At 51.6% G+C, this 15,458-nt stretch carries 11 protein-coding genes, 1 tRNA gene and 1 pseudogene; 5 read left to right on the forward strand and 8 right to left on the reverse strand.

Annotation, left to right across the window (positions count from 1 at the left end):
• Positions 1-34 precede the first annotated feature (34 nt).
• On the forward strand, positions 35-895 hold the full coding sequence (gene pheA, locus CCUR_RS04240; RefSeq protein ID WP_012803246.1) for a prephenate dehydratase: 861 nt from the start codon (positions 35-37) through the stop codon (positions 893-895).
• Between the two features lie 160 nt (positions 896-1,055).
• On the opposite strand, the gene CCUR_RS04245 is transcribed toward pheA, so the two are convergent.
• The 6 genes from CCUR_RS04245 to CCUR_RS04270 all read right to left on the reverse strand — a co-directional run bounded on the left by CCUR_RS04245 (position 1,056) and on the right by CCUR_RS04270 (position 8,771).
• Positions 1,056-2,003 (reverse strand): HhH-GPD family protein, encoded by a 948-nt coding sequence (locus CCUR_RS04245; protein ID WP_012803247.1) that lies wholly within the window; start codon positions 2,001-2,003, stop codon positions 1,056-1,058.
• A gap of 21 nt (positions 2,004-2,024) precedes the next feature.
• Positions 2,025-2,537, reverse strand: a complete 513-nt coding sequence (locus CCUR_RS04250; RefSeq protein WP_012803248.1) for an RrF2 family transcriptional regulator — start codon at positions 2,535-2,537, stop codon at positions 2,025-2,027.
• A 1-nt stretch (position 2,538) separates the two neighbouring features.
• Positions 2,539-4,209 carry a hypothetical protein gene (locus CCUR_RS04255; RefSeq protein WP_012803249.1) on the reverse strand — a complete coding sequence of 557 codons (1,671 nt, stop codon included), beginning with the start codon at positions 4,207-4,209 and terminating at the stop codon, positions 2,539-2,541.
• Positions 4,210-4,373: 164 nt separating this feature from the next.
• Positions 4,374-5,084 carry an HAD family hydrolase gene (locus tag CCUR_RS04260; protein WP_012803250.1) on the reverse strand — a complete coding sequence of 237 codons (711 nt, stop codon included), beginning with the start codon at positions 5,082-5,084 and terminating at the stop codon, positions 4,374-4,376.
• 121 nt (positions 5,085-5,205) lie between these two features.
• Complete coding sequence (locus CCUR_RS04265) at positions 5,206-6,735, reverse strand: DHA2 family efflux MFS transporter permease subunit (RefSeq protein WP_012803252.1); 1,530 nt, start codon at positions 6,733-6,735, stop codon at positions 5,206-5,208.
• 269 nt (positions 6,736-7,004) lie between these two features.
• Entirely contained in the window at positions 7,005-8,771 is a 1,767-nt protein-coding gene (locus CCUR_RS04270) for an FAD-binding protein (protein ID WP_012803253.1), read from the reverse strand.
• A 341-nt stretch (positions 8,772-9,112) separates the two neighbouring features.
• Here CCUR_RS04270 and CCUR_RS07260 point away from each other — a divergent pair, with 341 nt between their 5' ends.
• Positions 9,113-10,639: a helix-turn-helix transcriptional regulator gene (locus CCUR_RS07260; RefSeq protein WP_012803254.1), complete on the forward strand. Its 1,527-nt coding sequence runs from the start codon at positions 9,113-9,115 to the stop codon at positions 10,637-10,639.
• Between the two features lie 20 nt (positions 10,640-10,659).
• Here CCUR_RS07260 and CCUR_RS04280 read toward each other — a convergent pair whose 3' ends face one another.
• Positions 10,660-11,457, reverse strand: a complete 798-nt coding sequence (locus tag CCUR_RS04280; protein WP_012803255.1) for a dioxygenase — start codon at positions 11,455-11,457, stop codon at positions 10,660-10,662.
• Between the two features lie 241 nt (positions 11,458-11,698).
• On the opposite strand from CCUR_RS04280, the pseudogene CCUR_RS04285 reads away from it, so the two are divergent.
• Positions 11,699-12,739, forward strand: a pseudogene (locus tag CCUR_RS04285) (branched-chain amino acid aminotransferase); the annotation flags it as partial.
• A 69-nt stretch (positions 12,740-12,808) separates the two neighbouring features.
• On the opposite strand, the gene CCUR_RS04290 reads toward CCUR_RS04285, so the two are convergent.
• Positions 12,809-12,885: transfer RNA gene (locus tag CCUR_RS04290), tRNA-Asp, on the reverse strand.
• A 280-nt stretch (positions 12,886-13,165) separates the two neighbouring features.
• Between CCUR_RS04290 and fadK the strand changes: the two genes are divergently transcribed.
• Positions 13,166-14,824 (forward strand): medium-chain fatty-acid--CoA ligase, encoded by a 1,659-nt coding sequence (gene fadK / locus CCUR_RS04295; protein WP_245526086.1) that lies wholly within the window; start codon positions 13,166-13,168, stop codon positions 14,822-14,824.
• 4 nt (positions 14,825-14,828) lie between these two features.
• Positions 14,829-15,455: a hypothetical protein gene (locus CCUR_RS04300; RefSeq protein WP_012803258.1), complete on the forward strand. Its 627-nt coding sequence runs from the start codon at positions 14,829-14,831 to the stop codon at positions 15,453-15,455.
• Positions 15,456-15,458 lie beyond the last annotated feature (3 nt).

The following is a 15,458-nucleotide window of genomic DNA, read 5'->3' on the forward strand; positions in this document are numbered from 1 at the left end:
TCGATATTCCCGGGCAAGCAAGGAGCACTCACGCATGGAGAAGACAACGATCGCGTATTTAGGACCCGCTGGAACAAATTGCGATGAAGCTGCTCGTGTGTTTGCCTGCCATATGGGAAAGGAAAGCACAACAGATAACTTCGATTTTATAGCCTGCCCAAGCTTTGCTGAAGTATTTGATGCTGTTGAACGCGAACAGACCGATTATGGTGTCGTCGCCGTTGAGAATTCACTTGAAGGCTCGGTTACCAGTACTCTTGATCTCTTCGCTTTTGGCGGCACATCGCGTATCGTTGGGCAAACGGTTCTCGACATTCATCACTGCTTGCTTATCGCGCCAACAGCAGATCTTGCAGACGTGCAGCGCGTAGCATCCCACCCACAGGGACTTGCTCAATGTCGCCGGTTCCTATCCGAACAACTCCGTGGCTGCGAAACAATCACCGTGTCGTCAACCGCTGAAGCAGCCCGGCTTGCTGCAACCGACCCCCACATGGCTGCTATCGCTGATGAGTACGCAGCAAAACTATACGGCACACAGGTCTATGCACGTGAAATTGGTGATCGTGTTCGTAACGCCACCTCATTTGCTCTCATCAGTCGTAGCAAGCAGCCCACCTTTTCGCATGATGGTGTTTGGAAAACATCGCTCGCGCTGTTCTTGCAGGACAACAAAAAGGGCTCACTCAATATGATTCTCTCCGAGTTTGCCTATGCTGGTATCGATTTATCGATGATTCAATCGCGCCCAACTAAACAAGGGCTCGGCGATTACATGTTCTTCGTGGATATCCTTGGCCGCGAAAGCGACCCACGTGTGCAAACAGCGCTTAATTGCCTGCGACTTAAACTGCGCGAAGTAAAAGTACTCGGGACCTATCCCCTACTCTCATAAGTGTCTATATACTTTCAGCTCAAATACCCACAGAGCTAGAGACACAGCGGGTCAGCAAATAATAAACAGCCCGGCTTGGAAGTACACAGTACATTAGTCAGGTGATAAGCAGTAGCACCAACAGAGGACGGCAGCATCGTGAATATGCTATCGAGCCGTGTTACACCTGTAAGGCATCGTCCACGCGCTGAAAAAATCCTTCAGCAGCTAGCTCGTCAACAAGGCGGTTCAGCGTCGTTTGATCGACAGACGGTCGACCCATCCGATTTTCTTCCGTATTCAGTAACGCACCAACTTCTGTGAACGATATTCCTGAATGAGCAAGCACCGTACGTAAGATAAAGGCGCGCTTTTGACGATGCGACCCCTCAAAAGTGTTCTGCCGTGCATAATGAGCTGAGCGCCGGGTAGGATTTTTCTCCGTCTGCTTGATATGCGCACCCCAATCGAGCAGGGCATAATACCATCCCCGTGGGTTGTCATGGCTGCATGTTTGCTCGACAAGCGGAATAAGCTCGCGATCGTGTACCGCTTCAGTGTGATGAGCAAAAAACTCGTGAATAAAAACCGCGCGCACATTCGTTTCCACATACACCGCTGGCTTCTGAAACGCAAATGCCAGAATGCCACCAGCCGTTGCGGGTCCAATACCCGGAAGTGATAGCAGATCATCAAGCGTATCGGGCATCGTCGAGTCAAACCGCTCGACACACGCACAAGCTGCTCGCATAAGCGCGAGAGCGCGACGGTTATAGCCAAGGCCTTGCCACAGTTCGAGCACCTGTGCGGTTTCGGCATGTGCCAGATCGTCAATTGTCGGAAAGGCTTCCATAAAACGCGGCCAGAACTTTTCAACACGAGAAACCTGCGTCTGCTGCAACATAACCTCGGATACATAGACCGCATATGCGTCGTCGATGCCACGCCAGGGCAAATTATCACGCGCATATGCAAGGCCAGCTTCCCATACAGCGCGACGAAATGCTTCAAGCCGTTCTTCTGTCGGTACGCCATGATTAAACTCGGTACAAGCACCATCACCAACAATAGTGCTTCCCTGAACGTATGCGTTAGATGATGCTGCAGACGAAACGCGCTTTTGAGTCATCGTGCTTCTACCTATAGCTGCTTAGTTGCAAGTAACCGCGCACGACGTGGGAGCGCGTCCATCGAGAAGCTCATCAAGACTCGTACGTACCGCCTCATCCGCCGCCTCAATGGTTGAAGCAGGGATATTTGAACTTGTTGACTCAAACATATCGGAAAGCGTTACCGAATCGAACAGCGTGTTGAGCATTTTATCGGCAACTTGCCAGAGCTGGTTGAAACGGCAACCCTCGCTTTTTGAACATGACTGCGGATCAGCCGCACAAGCCGACACCGTTACCTCACCCTGCAATGCATGCAATACATCAAGCACCGTTACCTGCGAAAGATCAATCGCAAGCTGCAATCCACCATGTGCGCCCCGTACCGTACGTACATACCCCGCTTGCACAAGATCATGCTGAATGGTGCGGGCAAAGGCATAGGGAATCTCTTCTTCCTCAGAGATTTCAGCAACCGACACAAAACGGTCTCGGTGGCGGTAAGCACTGCGCAGAATACGGCAGGCATAGTCGCAACGGCGGGTCAGTTCCACCTTATCGGCCTCCTTCTTCATCGAGAAGGTCGTCAAGGCGTTCGAACTCCCCTTGCATACTATCGATAACCGCATTTTCAAGCCGGCGATATTCATCGGATTCAACCGGGTGGTACGAGGCGAGTTTCTCAAACACATTCGCACGCGTCACCGGCACAAACCGACGCTCGCGCACACCCGCACGAAATGCTTCCTCCACCGACTGACGCGCTGCCTCATAGATTTCAATGCGTGTCAGGTGCGATGAATATGTCACCAAATCTTCCCGATCGATAGGACGAAGCGATGGGTGCAACGTGCAGATGTGTTGCCAAATAGCAGCGCGTTCGGTGCGAGTTGGCAGCCCGATAGATACTTCGTCGATCGGATCGAGGAGGCTTGCGAAAAAGCCATCAAGTGGCGTTATATCCGATGCCGTAGCAATCACCGCAACAGCGGGATTTTCTACCGCCTGACGTATGAAATTGATAACTTCGCGCGCCCCGCGCGTGAGCTGCATTGAAGTGATGGATGGATCAATATCGGAAGGAAGATCGGGAACACCCCAGTCGTCAACATCCTCAAGCATGAGTACGCCCGGACCCTCGAACGAGGCATGGCCGAAATGTGGACGCAGGCGAAATTCAGGTGAAGCCATAACGGAAAGAACCGGCATACCTTGTGGCGTCATATCCATCGACATGCGTACGAGCGGGCCAGCCAACTCACCCGCCAGTGCAAGCATAAATTGGTTAGCATCTTCGCGGGCAGCAGCGCGCACGAGGATGGTATCAATCTGCGGAATACCTGACACACCGTGACGACTGTCAAGCAAATCAACCAGTTGACCAAATGCTTCATCGTCAGAAAGACCAATCCCGCGGCGACGCATCTGTGCAATTGCCTTGTCATACCCGATGAGGTCTGCAAAAGTAATGCGCTCTTCGCTATCACCTGCCCCATCGGTATCTGATTCTTTTTGAGGCTCGTCTGACTGTACCGCAGATGTCTTCTTCGCAGATGGCAAAGGAATCTTCTTACGCACAGCATTAGATGTATCAGATGCCTGTTTCTGCCTGTGAGAAGTATCCTTCACGGTATGAGCTTCGTCCATGGCAGATGCGCCACTTGCACTACTTGCGCTACTGGCTGACTCATCGTCTGTCTCAGCTGCTGCGTGCTCTAACGTGGCGTGGGATTCTTTCGCTGCACTCGAAGAAGGCGTGAGCCCTCCAACCGCCAGCGTCATATCCCCTATTTGCATGATTGAATCGGCATCAATCAGATCGTCGGCAAGTAAATCTGCCATGCCTTGGGCTGCTTCAGGTGTAAAGCCAAATTCTTCAAGACGGTCGAGTGCCATCCGCTGAAGCTGACGCGCGCGATTACGCTGTTCATCGGCAGTAGAGTACGGCTGAAGCTTTTCAAAAATATGTTCAGCAAGAGAGCGCTCATTTGATTCGCAGGCCGTAATCCACGCTTGGCGTAAACCTTCAACCACGCGGCGAGAAGGAGATTCAGAATCTTCCTGTGCTTTTTCAAAAGCAGCAAGATACAAATGAGCAGCTAAAGACCCATCACCCGCTTCGCGGGCACGTTCAGCCTGGGTAAGATATGCCTCCGAGCTTGAGGGCGCAGAACTACGGGCACGGCGGCCGGCAGATCCACCAAAGTTCAAGTTGAAACCGAACATAGCGTCCACCCTCCTTTACGTCGTAGGCCTCAATAGTAGTGGTGTTGTTCGTGTTCACCGATAGTGTTCGAATTTATGGTAGCTGCTCTTGCCCAAGAACAAGCGACAAAATGAAAGAGCCGATACAATCGTCACCTTCCTGACAACAGTTTGGGCTTCTTGTATCAGGAATTCCAGTCAAGAATGGGCCAGCCCTGCCGCTTTGCCTCACGCTCGAGCGGATTATCGGGCGTTACCGCATAGGGATGATCGGCCATGCGCAAGAGCGGTAAATCGGAATGATGGTCGCCATAAGCATGCGTAACAACCCAACCTCCGGGGCCAAATGTTTTATCAGCAAGCCGGGTAAGCGCAGCGACTTTTTCAGCGCCCTCCACTGGTAAACCTTCGACTTGGCGAGTGTAGCGTCCTGCTGCATCGACATGCATGCGCGTCGATGTCTGTAAATCAAACGAATGATTTTGCTGAGCTCGCTTAACAATAGGCTCCCAACTTGCTGAAACGACAACCACCGTACGACCTGCTTGTGTATGAGCACGCATACTCTGTTCGGCTTGCTCACGGAAACAGGATGCCACTTCTTCGTCGTAAAAGTGAGAAAGGTAGGCATCGACTTCGGCCTTCGGTTCACCGGCAAACGCCTTAAAAACCTGAGAGCGCACCCAGCTTTCGTTTTGCGGTAAACGCAGTTTATAGCGCAATGCCCACAGACCAATACGCAAACCTGCGGTTAAGCGAAGGCGACGATTACGCAGAAGATACCGCACCAGCATAACGGGAGAATTACCCGTGATACTCGTACCATCAAAATCGTAGACTGCCAACTGAACCGGACTGTCCGGTTGAGACGGCGCATCATGCGCAGAATGACTCATGTCCTTATGCTTCCAGCCCGTCTTCTTCCTGTGCTTCGAATCGAGAATTGTACAGCTTTACATAAAAGCCGCCAAGCGCAAGCAACTGCTCATGCGTGCCTTGCTCTACTACATCCCATTCTTACTTATTATCTCGGCGCTTCAAAGGCTTTACCACCATAAGCACGATAGCCAGGGTAAAGATTGCTAAGGCAACCTGGATACCAAAGCTGGCATTAAGCCCCACAACTGAAAGCCCTTCTGAAGCAGTAGGTGCCCCTGGATCAAGCTGCATAGTGGCTGCCGACATCATGGCAACGAGCACGCTTGATCCAAGCGCCCCGCCGATCTGGCGAAAAGAATTAACAATAGCGGTACCATGTGCCACATCACCACCTTTAAGCTTCTCAAGAGCATAGGCGGTCATCGGCATCATTAAGAAGGCTAAGCCAATCATACGAACACCATATACGAGTGCCACCACTACCAGAGGAGTTTCACCGTCAAAGATAGTAAAACCAAGAGATCCAGCCGCAAGACAGGAAAGCCCAATTGTTGCACTTACGCGCATGCCATGACGGTCGTAAAATCCACCAACGACCGGACTGGCAAATGCCATCAGCAATGATCCTGGTAGCAAAATAAGTCCCGCATTAAGCGCACTAACTCCATGGAGTTCCTGCATATACAACGGCAATTGAACAGTGCCGACCACCATGGCAATTTGCGCAAGCGCAGTAAGCCCCACTCCCAAGATGACATGCTTCCCGCGGAAAAGAGACAAACGCAACAGGGGCTGTTCCATATGAGCCTGCCGATAACAGAAGGCAACAATCAGAAATGCACCCAACAGATCAAGCGAATAACTAAACCACTGATACAGACCCTGCTGTTCAGTACAGGTAACCCCAACCATAAAGATGATAAGGCCCGGAATAAACAGCAGACATGACCGAATATCGAGCACCTCGTGATGATGCTCGCCAAAATTATGCACGGTGAACACAGAAACAATCAATGCCATTGCGCCAAGGCCACCCAAGATATCAAAAACCGCTCGCCATCCCCAGAACTGCACGATGGCACCAGAAAGCACCGGACCAAGCACTGGCGCAAAACCAATAACCATACCAACCAGGCCTAATGCAAAACCGTGACGTTCTTTCGGATACACCTCTACGGCAACATTCTGAATCAGCGGGATCATAATGCCATTGCCGCCAGCTTGCAGGAAGCGCGCAGCAAGAAGCACAGGATAGTTCGGCGCAAAAATAGCAATGCCTGACCCCATCACAAAGAAGCACATCGCCGCAAGAAACAACTTACGGGTATCAAACGAATTGATAAGGAATGCTGTCAGCACACTGAGGATACCGAGCACATAGAAATAGCCGGTGGTTAAAAGCTGAGCGAGTGTCGTATCAACGTTAAAGTCGGACATGATATACGGAAGTGCCGCCGAAAGCATGCTCTGTGCCGAGCAGGTCACAAATGAAGCGGCAAGCATAACAAATAGTGACCCTTTTGGACTTATGGGCAGCGGAAGCACATGCCTCCGCGCAGATGCCAACGCACTATCCGCCGTTTTAGGGGACACACTCGATACCTCAGATATCTCAGATGCATCGGACTGTTCGGTCGTCGATGCGCGCTCAACCATCATATCTGGCATACTCACCCGTGTTCTTCCTATTCAATCGGAACAAATGGAGTATAGCAAACGAACGCAGCGCGCCACCGAGGGTTTATACAGCTCCCTTTAAACAGGGCTGTTTCCTCGGCGGCGCGCACAGGTACGATACCTCTGTATTGGGCGATGCCCCTCAAACACCAATTCCGTTCATGTTATGAAGCAGGCAGTCGAGTGCTGCTGTTCGAGCAATCACCTTGTAGCCTTGTAGCCGTTTATAGCCTTATAGCTCGATACCGACTCTCGCGCATCTAGAGCGCAACGATCTCCTTCACGACATGAAGCGCTTCCGTCATCGTGCGGCCACAGGCAAACCCATGCAGTTGATCGGGATAATTGCCACTAAATACCGAACCCGAACAATCACCAGCACAGTACAGACCCTTGATGGGGTTTGCATCAGCATCAAGTGCACGGCAATGCTCGTCAATGCGAATACCATCAATCGTGGTCAACAACGTTCCACCAAGTGTTGCACCATAAAATGGCGCTTGGCGAATGGCAGACAGGCGATATGCTTCCTTGCCGAAATCGGTGTCATCTTGCGCATCGTAGAGTTCGTTGTAGCGAGCGATGGTTGCGAGAAATGTTTTCTTCGCTTCATCCTTATAGCCAAGCTTATCAGCAAGCTCTTCGAGGGTGTCAGCCTTTTGTAGGCGCCCGTCAGAAAGATACTTTTCGAAGAAGCCATCTAAATCGTAGCTCCCATCATTCTTCTTAAAGGCCAGCACACCCATACGTGTGCCTGCCGAGCAACCCAGGGTATGGAAACGCTGAACGTCGTCGCCAAAGTTGCCATCCCACACCGAAACATACACGCCACCGGGCTGTTGTGCTGCGGCATGCGGTAAATAGTCGTAATCGGCTGATTCGTCGGCGAATCGTTCACCCCGCAGATTCATTTTCAAAAACGGTTGTGTACCCGGATTAAACTGTCCATTACCAGGAAATACTGGTTTACCAGCTGCAATACTATCTGCAGTATAGCCAGCCTCGGTACCGGGAGCCACCAGCCCGCGATCGAAAATCATCGTAGCGCTCGTGAGATCCTTCACGGCTCCAGCACGCACTGCTGCCTGAATACCTTCACCTTCATTGTTTTGGTTATAGCCGAGTGCCGTAACGCTCTTGGCGGTAATGGGAGAAAGCGCGGTAACCATTTCGGGATTAGCCGCATAGCCGCCCGTCGTCAGTAAAACACCCTTGCGCGCATCAATTTGCACATATCCGTCAGATGTTTCGAACACAGCACCCGTAATACCGTCTTTGGCGCTCCCCAGAAGCTTAACGAGCCGATGATTGTACGACACCTCGTGGCCAGCCTGCTGAATATGCTTTTCGAAGAGCTTATTGCGCTCTTCAATGCCCTTACGGTCGCCGTTGGCATCAGCATAATGATGTTCAAAAGGCGGAGTATAGAACGAAGTCGAACCCATGCCGCCTGGCATTTCGTATTCATCGGCAATGACCTGTGCCCCTGATGCCGTCATGATGCCATTGACGAATTCAAACATGTCGGCACTTTCATTGATCCACATGTTGATAAGCGGCATGCAGCATGTTCCTGACGAATAACGGGCTATTTCACCGCGCAGACGTGCCTTGTCAACCGTAATCCCTTGGCTGGTGAACGGCGGGGTATCAACGGCGGCAAACCAATGGCGCGTCGCTCCTACTTCGGCACCTTTTTCGCAAATGATAAAGTCAACCCCTTGATCAGATGCATAAGCGGCAGCAGCCATACCACCGTTTCCCGCACCAATAATAAGAAGGTCGGTTTCTTTCGTGCTTGCAATGGTTCCGACATCTGGATCGGTACCTGCCCACGCAGGAATTTCATAGACATCCATGCTCACCTGCGCGCTACCCGCCCCTTTTGACGAAGTGGCAACAGCCTGTTTTTCAGTGACCGATTTCGGTTGGGCACAGCCTGCTAAACCAAGTGCTGCAAGCGCCCCAGCAGCTGATACACCGCCGAGAAACGCGCGCCGTGAAATCCCTGAATTCATTGCCTCCATGATATTCTCCCCTCATGTCGTATATCCAAGAAATCGGATATACACATGGTGTCGCATGCGAGGCCGCCTGGCACCACCCCACCATGATGTTTTGCCCTAAAATCCGCACACCCTACTAGGGTGATTTTGCTAGTTATACCTGTTAAATGACGTGTATCGGTATGTGTGGCAATCTAACAGCAACAAGTTCAGAAAGAAAGAGAACCATCCGTACCTTCCCCGCCCTCTTTTTAAGTTGACGGATTATCGCGCGAAAAATTGTCTAACAAGAAAACGTATCGAACAGGAAAAAATCCACTGTCTCTCTTACAATAGCTTTGAGGGAGCCTAAAGGGGATGATATGGCGGTATTGAAACCACAGATACTCAAACAGAATCAGGAAAACCAGCTGTCGCAAGCGCAGCAACCGATTCAACCTGCCATTTTCGCTGTTGCTCTGGGGGTATTAGCACTTGACGTTGTTGGCACCTGGTTATTAAACGGCTGTATCTTTTCCCGCTTTGCCCTTGTTGCACCATGGCTGCGCGAAGCAAGCACCCTTGCTTCGGGTCTTGCCATGCTTGTTGCTGCACTCCTCGCCTGGCGCGCTCCCCGTTGGCTTAAGCCGGATGGGGTGCTGCTTGTCTGCTTGGGTAGTCTTGTATCGTCGACGCTCATTCTTTTCTTGGCAGCCCCAACAGGTGAAATTGTCTTTTGTGCCATCGCCATGCTCTTCAATGCGCTCGCGCGCGCTGCCTGCAATCTCTTAATTGCCTGCGAGCTCTGCGCACTCAAAAAACCTGCCAGTATCATGACCGTTTGTCTGTGCGGTACCGCACTTGGCAATATCTGCTGTGAATTCTTGCCGCTGCCACCAATGGGTGCTGGCATCCTCATACGAGGGCTCTGCATGGTCGTCATTGTCATCGCCTGTTGGCGCCAAGCGCGTATCCTGCTTGAATCCATCGCTCAAAGCGAAGCTCCTACCCTGTTGAACATGACAGAACCACAAGCGTTTCTTAAGCCCTTAAACGGCGTTCTCACCTGCTCGCTATTCTTTGGACTCGCCTTCGGCTTTTCTCTGGCGCTCAATCAATCCGACCGCGTGCCCGCCACCACCATACTGACTGGTATTATCCTGGCAATAGCCGCGATAGGTTTTGCCTTTTCAACACGCGCGCAGCGCGAAGACGACCTTTTCTCGCTGGCTATTCTGCTGGTTATTGCCGGACTTGCATTCCTTCCTTGGCTGCAAAATACATCCCCCACTGCCTCTAATGCACTGTTTTCAGCCGGTGGTGAATGTTTTCGCGCCCTTATTTGGACAACGGCTGTCGCCATTGGGCTGCGTAACCAGCTTGCCCTTATCCCCGTTCTCTCCGCTTCAAGAGCTGCTCATGCCATTGGGGTGGCGCTTGGCGCAATGAGTGGGCATGCTGTTGGCGCTGGGTTTGCTATCTCACCACAAGAGACACTGGGCTTTATTGGCGCAGCCCTGTTTATCTTCGTCGCGTTTCTTTGGATTGGGTTTCGCTCGTTTAGTTTCAGCGACACCATCAATGGAGTGCACAGCCTCTCGCATAGTCCTGCTCAACAAGTAGATGGACAATCCGCCAGCGACGATGCCCTTGCGCAGCGCTGTGCTACGATTGCCACAGCACATGGACTCACAAAACGCGAAACCGAAATACTTGCCATGATGGCGCAAGGACGTAACGCGCGCTTCATCAAAGATCATTATGTTGTCAGTGTTAATACGGTAAAAAGCCACATCAAGCATGTGTACTTAAAACTCGATATTCACTCTCAGCAAGAACTGATCGATCTGGTGCGCAGTGGCGAAAGCTCAACGTCTTCCTCACACGCGCCTTCCTCACGCAGTATATAAGTATTGTCGATGGGACTTTATTAGCGCCGCAGCAGGCGACCAAGCGGCGTTGCAGCAGGCGTACCTTCCGCTCGGGCGCGATTCGTACGCATCGCTTGACGCTCGATTTCCTGTAGGCTGGGCGGTGTCCAAGAAACCGCATCAGCACCAGCATTGATTGTGCTCATAATGCTTTCAGGCGTGCCACCCCCTGAAGCAATAATGGGCATGTGCGGGTAGGCACGACGCGCTGCTTCAACAACACGCGGTGTCTCGCGACCTGCCGATATATTAATAATGCGCGCTCCCGCTGCAATCTGCAGTTGCGTGCGAGACGTTAACTCAGACACCGTAAGAACCACCGGAATATCAACGCTGCGTGCAATATTGCGGATAACAACCGGTTTTGTTGCGATATTGACCGCAACACCACTGGCACCCTGCATTTCGCTTTGAGCAGCCAGCAGTACCGAGCGCACACCCGTTGTTGTCGCCCCTGCCACACCGGTAACCACCGGGCGTTCCGAAACAGTCAGTAATGCCTGTGTAATAGCTGGCTGGCAGGTAAAGGGGTACACCGCCAACACAGCATCGGCATCACAGTTGCGGATAACAACCAAATCGGTTGAAAAGACAAACGAACGCACTAAATGGTTGTACAGCTTAATACCCGGTGCTTTACGCACTTCACGAGGCAGAGGAAGTTCAGCGCGGCGGAATGCGCCCTCAATCACTTTGGGCTCAGCCTGAATTTCAGTGACATCGGCTAATTCGTCAGAGATATTGCTGTTGTTGAGAACATCGTCCTCACCCGGTTCGTGTACCAAAATATCAGACACCGTATTCACCCCTCTTTTCGATATATTTCTATTTCCCGTATATGCCTCACGTATATCTCACGTGTATCTGTACCGCACGTATATATGGCGCTTCATTGTAGCCCTTTCGCCCCTGCGTACGACGAACGTATTTCCGATGACGTGAAGTCGTTATCTTTGCAAAAAATGGCATCAGCAGAAAGCAGGGGCATTCTCTTGTTCTATAGTGCACAAAAAGTAACCGAACGCCAAGGAGCCAACTAAAATGGAAAAGAAAGATCTGGACTGGGCAAACTTAGGATTTGGCTATCAGCCCTGTGATTACAGTTACGTTTGTAATTACCGCAACGGCGCCTGGGAAGAAGGTGGTCTTACCAGCGATCACACCGTTACTTTATCCGAATGCGCCGGCATCCTGCACTACTGTCAAGAAATCTTCGAGGGGCTTAAGGCCTACACGACCGCCACAGGAGATATCGTATGCTTCCGTCCTGACCTCAACGCGGCGCGCATGGCTGACTCAGCGCGGCGTCTTGTTATGCCACCCTTTCCGGAAGAGCGTTTTATCGATGCGGTAAAACAAGTGGTAGCAGCTAACGCAGCGTGGGTTCCCCCGTTCGGATCTGGTGCCACGCTCTATGTTCGGCCCTATATGTTTGCTTCTGGCGAGGTCATCGGCGTTAAACCGGCTGACGAATACCAATTCCGCATCCTCGTAACGCCCGTTGGCCCCTACTTCAAAGGTGGCGATGAAGCGATCACTATTACCGTATCCGACTATGATCGTGCCGCACCCCATGGTACCGGCAACATCAAGGCGGGGTTGAACTATGCCATGAGCCTGTACCCCTATGAAGAAGCCCATCGGCATGGCTATGCTGAAAATCTCTACCTCGACTCTCAAAGCCGCACGTATGTAGAGGAAACAGGTGGCGCTAACGTGCTGCTTGTCGACAAGACAGGCACCCTCGTGATTCCACAGAGTCACACCGATTCTATTCTACCCTCTATCACTCGTCGTTCACTGGCACATGTTGCAAGCGATATGCTCGGCATGAACGTGGTTGAGCGTCCAGTGCGATTTGCCGAAATTGAAGCAGGTGACTTTGTAGAATGTGGACTGTGTGGCACCGCAGCGGTTATTTCTCCCGTCGGCCACATTAAAGCTGAAGGCATTGACATTACCTTCACCGATGGCGCCACTACCTCGGGGCCTGTTATGCGCAAACTTCGTGAAACGCTTTGTGGTATTCAAGATGGTACCGTCGAAGGACCAGACGGCTGGATCTGCAAAATTAGCTAATGTTTTAAAGCAGCCTCTTATAAAAGGGATCTATCAAAAAGCCTCCGAAAGGAGGCTTTTACATACGAATGGCGGGATGTACGAGACTTGAACTCGCGACCTCCGACGTGACAGGCCGGCGCTCTAACCAACTGAGCTAACACCCCATGCGTTAAACAGCGAAGGTAATTATACCGAAGACCATCAAGCCCGCAAGACCCTTTTCACGATTTTCCAACGCACTATATATCGCTATATATCAGATATTCCAATGAATCGCGCCATTTTACTGTGTGAGAGCAAATACCTCAAAGGCCTCCCCCCACGCTACACTTTCAGTGAGTTTGAAAGCGACGGTGCTCTTTTCGTCTGTTGATCCTGTTTTGTTACGTTTGAAACAGCTGGAGACAAAAGAAAACAGTCACACAGGACGGTATGCAAGGGAGGATGCCGTTGATCAGTGGGCTCGACATCGATGAGGATCGCAAGCGGCTGTATTACGCACAAGGCTGGTGGCGCAACACCACCTTATGCGATGAATGGGCGCATCGCGTCGAGCAATCTCCCCATAGTACGTATATAAAAGATGAGACCAGTTCCTACACGTATGGCCAGGTTGATGACGCAGCCGAGCGCCTTTCGTTGTGGCTTTCTCAGCAGGGTGTCAAAAACGGTGATGTTGTCACCTTCCAGATGCCGAAGTGGGCTGAGTTCGCCATTGTCTATGTCGCCTGTTTAAAAGTAGGCGCGGTCATGTATCCCGTCGATGTACGGGGCGGACACGACAGTCTCTCCCAAGCATTAAACTTTACCAACAGCGTTGTTTATATTGGACCGACCTACTATCACAAACGCAACTACGAGCTTGAATTTCACGCTATTGCCCATGAAGTGCCCCATCTTCGCGGTGCTCTGTTTATCGACAAAGAACGTCCTAGTCTACCAGCCGATTGGTCGCTTTCACAGGTGCTTGAAAACGGTGAAACACTTCAAGCGTCCTGCCCCGCCGCCGCAGATGATGTGGCCTGTATTCTAGCAACGTCAGGGTCAACAGGAACGCCCAAACGCGCCTTGCTCACGCACAATAACATCCTATTTGCTGAACGGTCTTACCTGTCGGTTCTCAACCTGACGAGCAACGATATCGTCTGGATGCCAAGCCCCCTTAATCACGCAACGGGTTTCTTTCATGGCTTGATTGCAACCATGCTCGCCGGGGGCAGTGTAGTGTTGCAGCAGCACTATCGACCTGATACAGCGGCTGAACTTATCAGACGTGAGAAATGCACCTGGTCTCATGGGGCAACCCCGTTTATTTTTGATCTGCTGAACCATCTCGATTCAAGCAAAACTGAAGTACCCACTCTGCGATTTTTCCTCTGCGGAGGCGCCCCCGTTCCCTCCGACTTAATACAGCATGCCTGGGAACACCATATCCTTCTTTGTGAGTCGTATGGATCCACCGAAAGCATTCCTCATACGTATGTCCCCCTCGACAAGTGCCTGGAATGGAATGGCGCTTTTTCGGGCATTCCGTATGAAGGGATCGAAGTAAAAGTCGTTGATGAACACCGCAGAGAGGTTGCGCTTGGCGTGCAAGGTGAAGAATGCTCACGCGGGCCGCAGGTGTTTGTTGGATACCTCAACGAGCCCGAACGTACAGCACGCGTGCTCGATGCGGATGGCTGGTTTTACAGCGGCGACCTTTGTACGATCGACAGCGCAGGTCGCATTCGTATCAATGGCCGCAAAAAAGAAATTATCATTCGCGGCGGTGAAAATATATCCGCCACCGAAGTGGATGAGCATCTTAATGGCTGCCCTGGTATTGGCGCACACGCAACAATAGGCTGTCCCGATGAACGGCTCGGTGAACGCATCTGCACCTTCGTCGTGCCAACTGGTACACAGACCCCCACCGTTGCCGATGTTACTAGCTGGCTTGCCACGCAAGAAGTTCCCAAACGTATTTGGCCTGAGCGCATTGAAACGATCGATGCGCTCCCCTTGACTCCCACCGGTAAGATACAGAGATACAAGCTTATCGAGGAATTGCTACGTCGTTTGGGCGCGTCCTCACACACTACCGATAGCAGGGGGAACTGAAACAATGGTGAAGCAAGAGTTCAGTGCAACGCGCACCCATGCCACATGGAAGCCGCGTGTCACTGAAGCAGATATTCCCCTCTTTCACTGCCCCGAATGCGGACATGTCTATCAGGGTATTACTGACGGATCGCCGCTGACCTTTTTGGGCACCGGTCGGTCGCTCGTAGCCGAGCTGCCGTTTCAAAACGTTGCAGCTCCTCTTTGCCCTCACTGTGGCAAACACCTTGAGCCAATACCGTTTATCGAGCATGACAACCTGCCTGACGGAATTGAGCTCGATTTCCAGTTCCGCGGAGGTTTCAATAATAACTGCGTAAAGATCAAATGGGACATCCGCGATACAGCACGCTATCAACTTCAATGGGTGCTTATTAAAACCTTCACCGGTAGCCAGCTCAAATATGTTCACGAAAAGAAGTATTCGCCCCTCACCTTTGCTTTCGCCGATGAGGATGCTTACTGCTATTGCGATAGTGATCCGTGCGAAGAATGCATGTTCCGCTGCAAATTTGGTATGTGTGCCTATTGCTTTATCATGGGATTAGGGCTCGTACACATGCCGTTTGATCGCATGCTTGCCAGTGGATCAGGTGCGCGCAACGAAGGGATGCGTCGTTCAAAGCGATAAGCA

Source organism: Cryptobacterium curtum DSM 15641 (assembly GCF_000023845.1).
GTDB lineage: Bacteria > Actinomycetota > Coriobacteriia > Coriobacteriales > Eggerthellaceae > Cryptobacterium > Cryptobacterium curtum.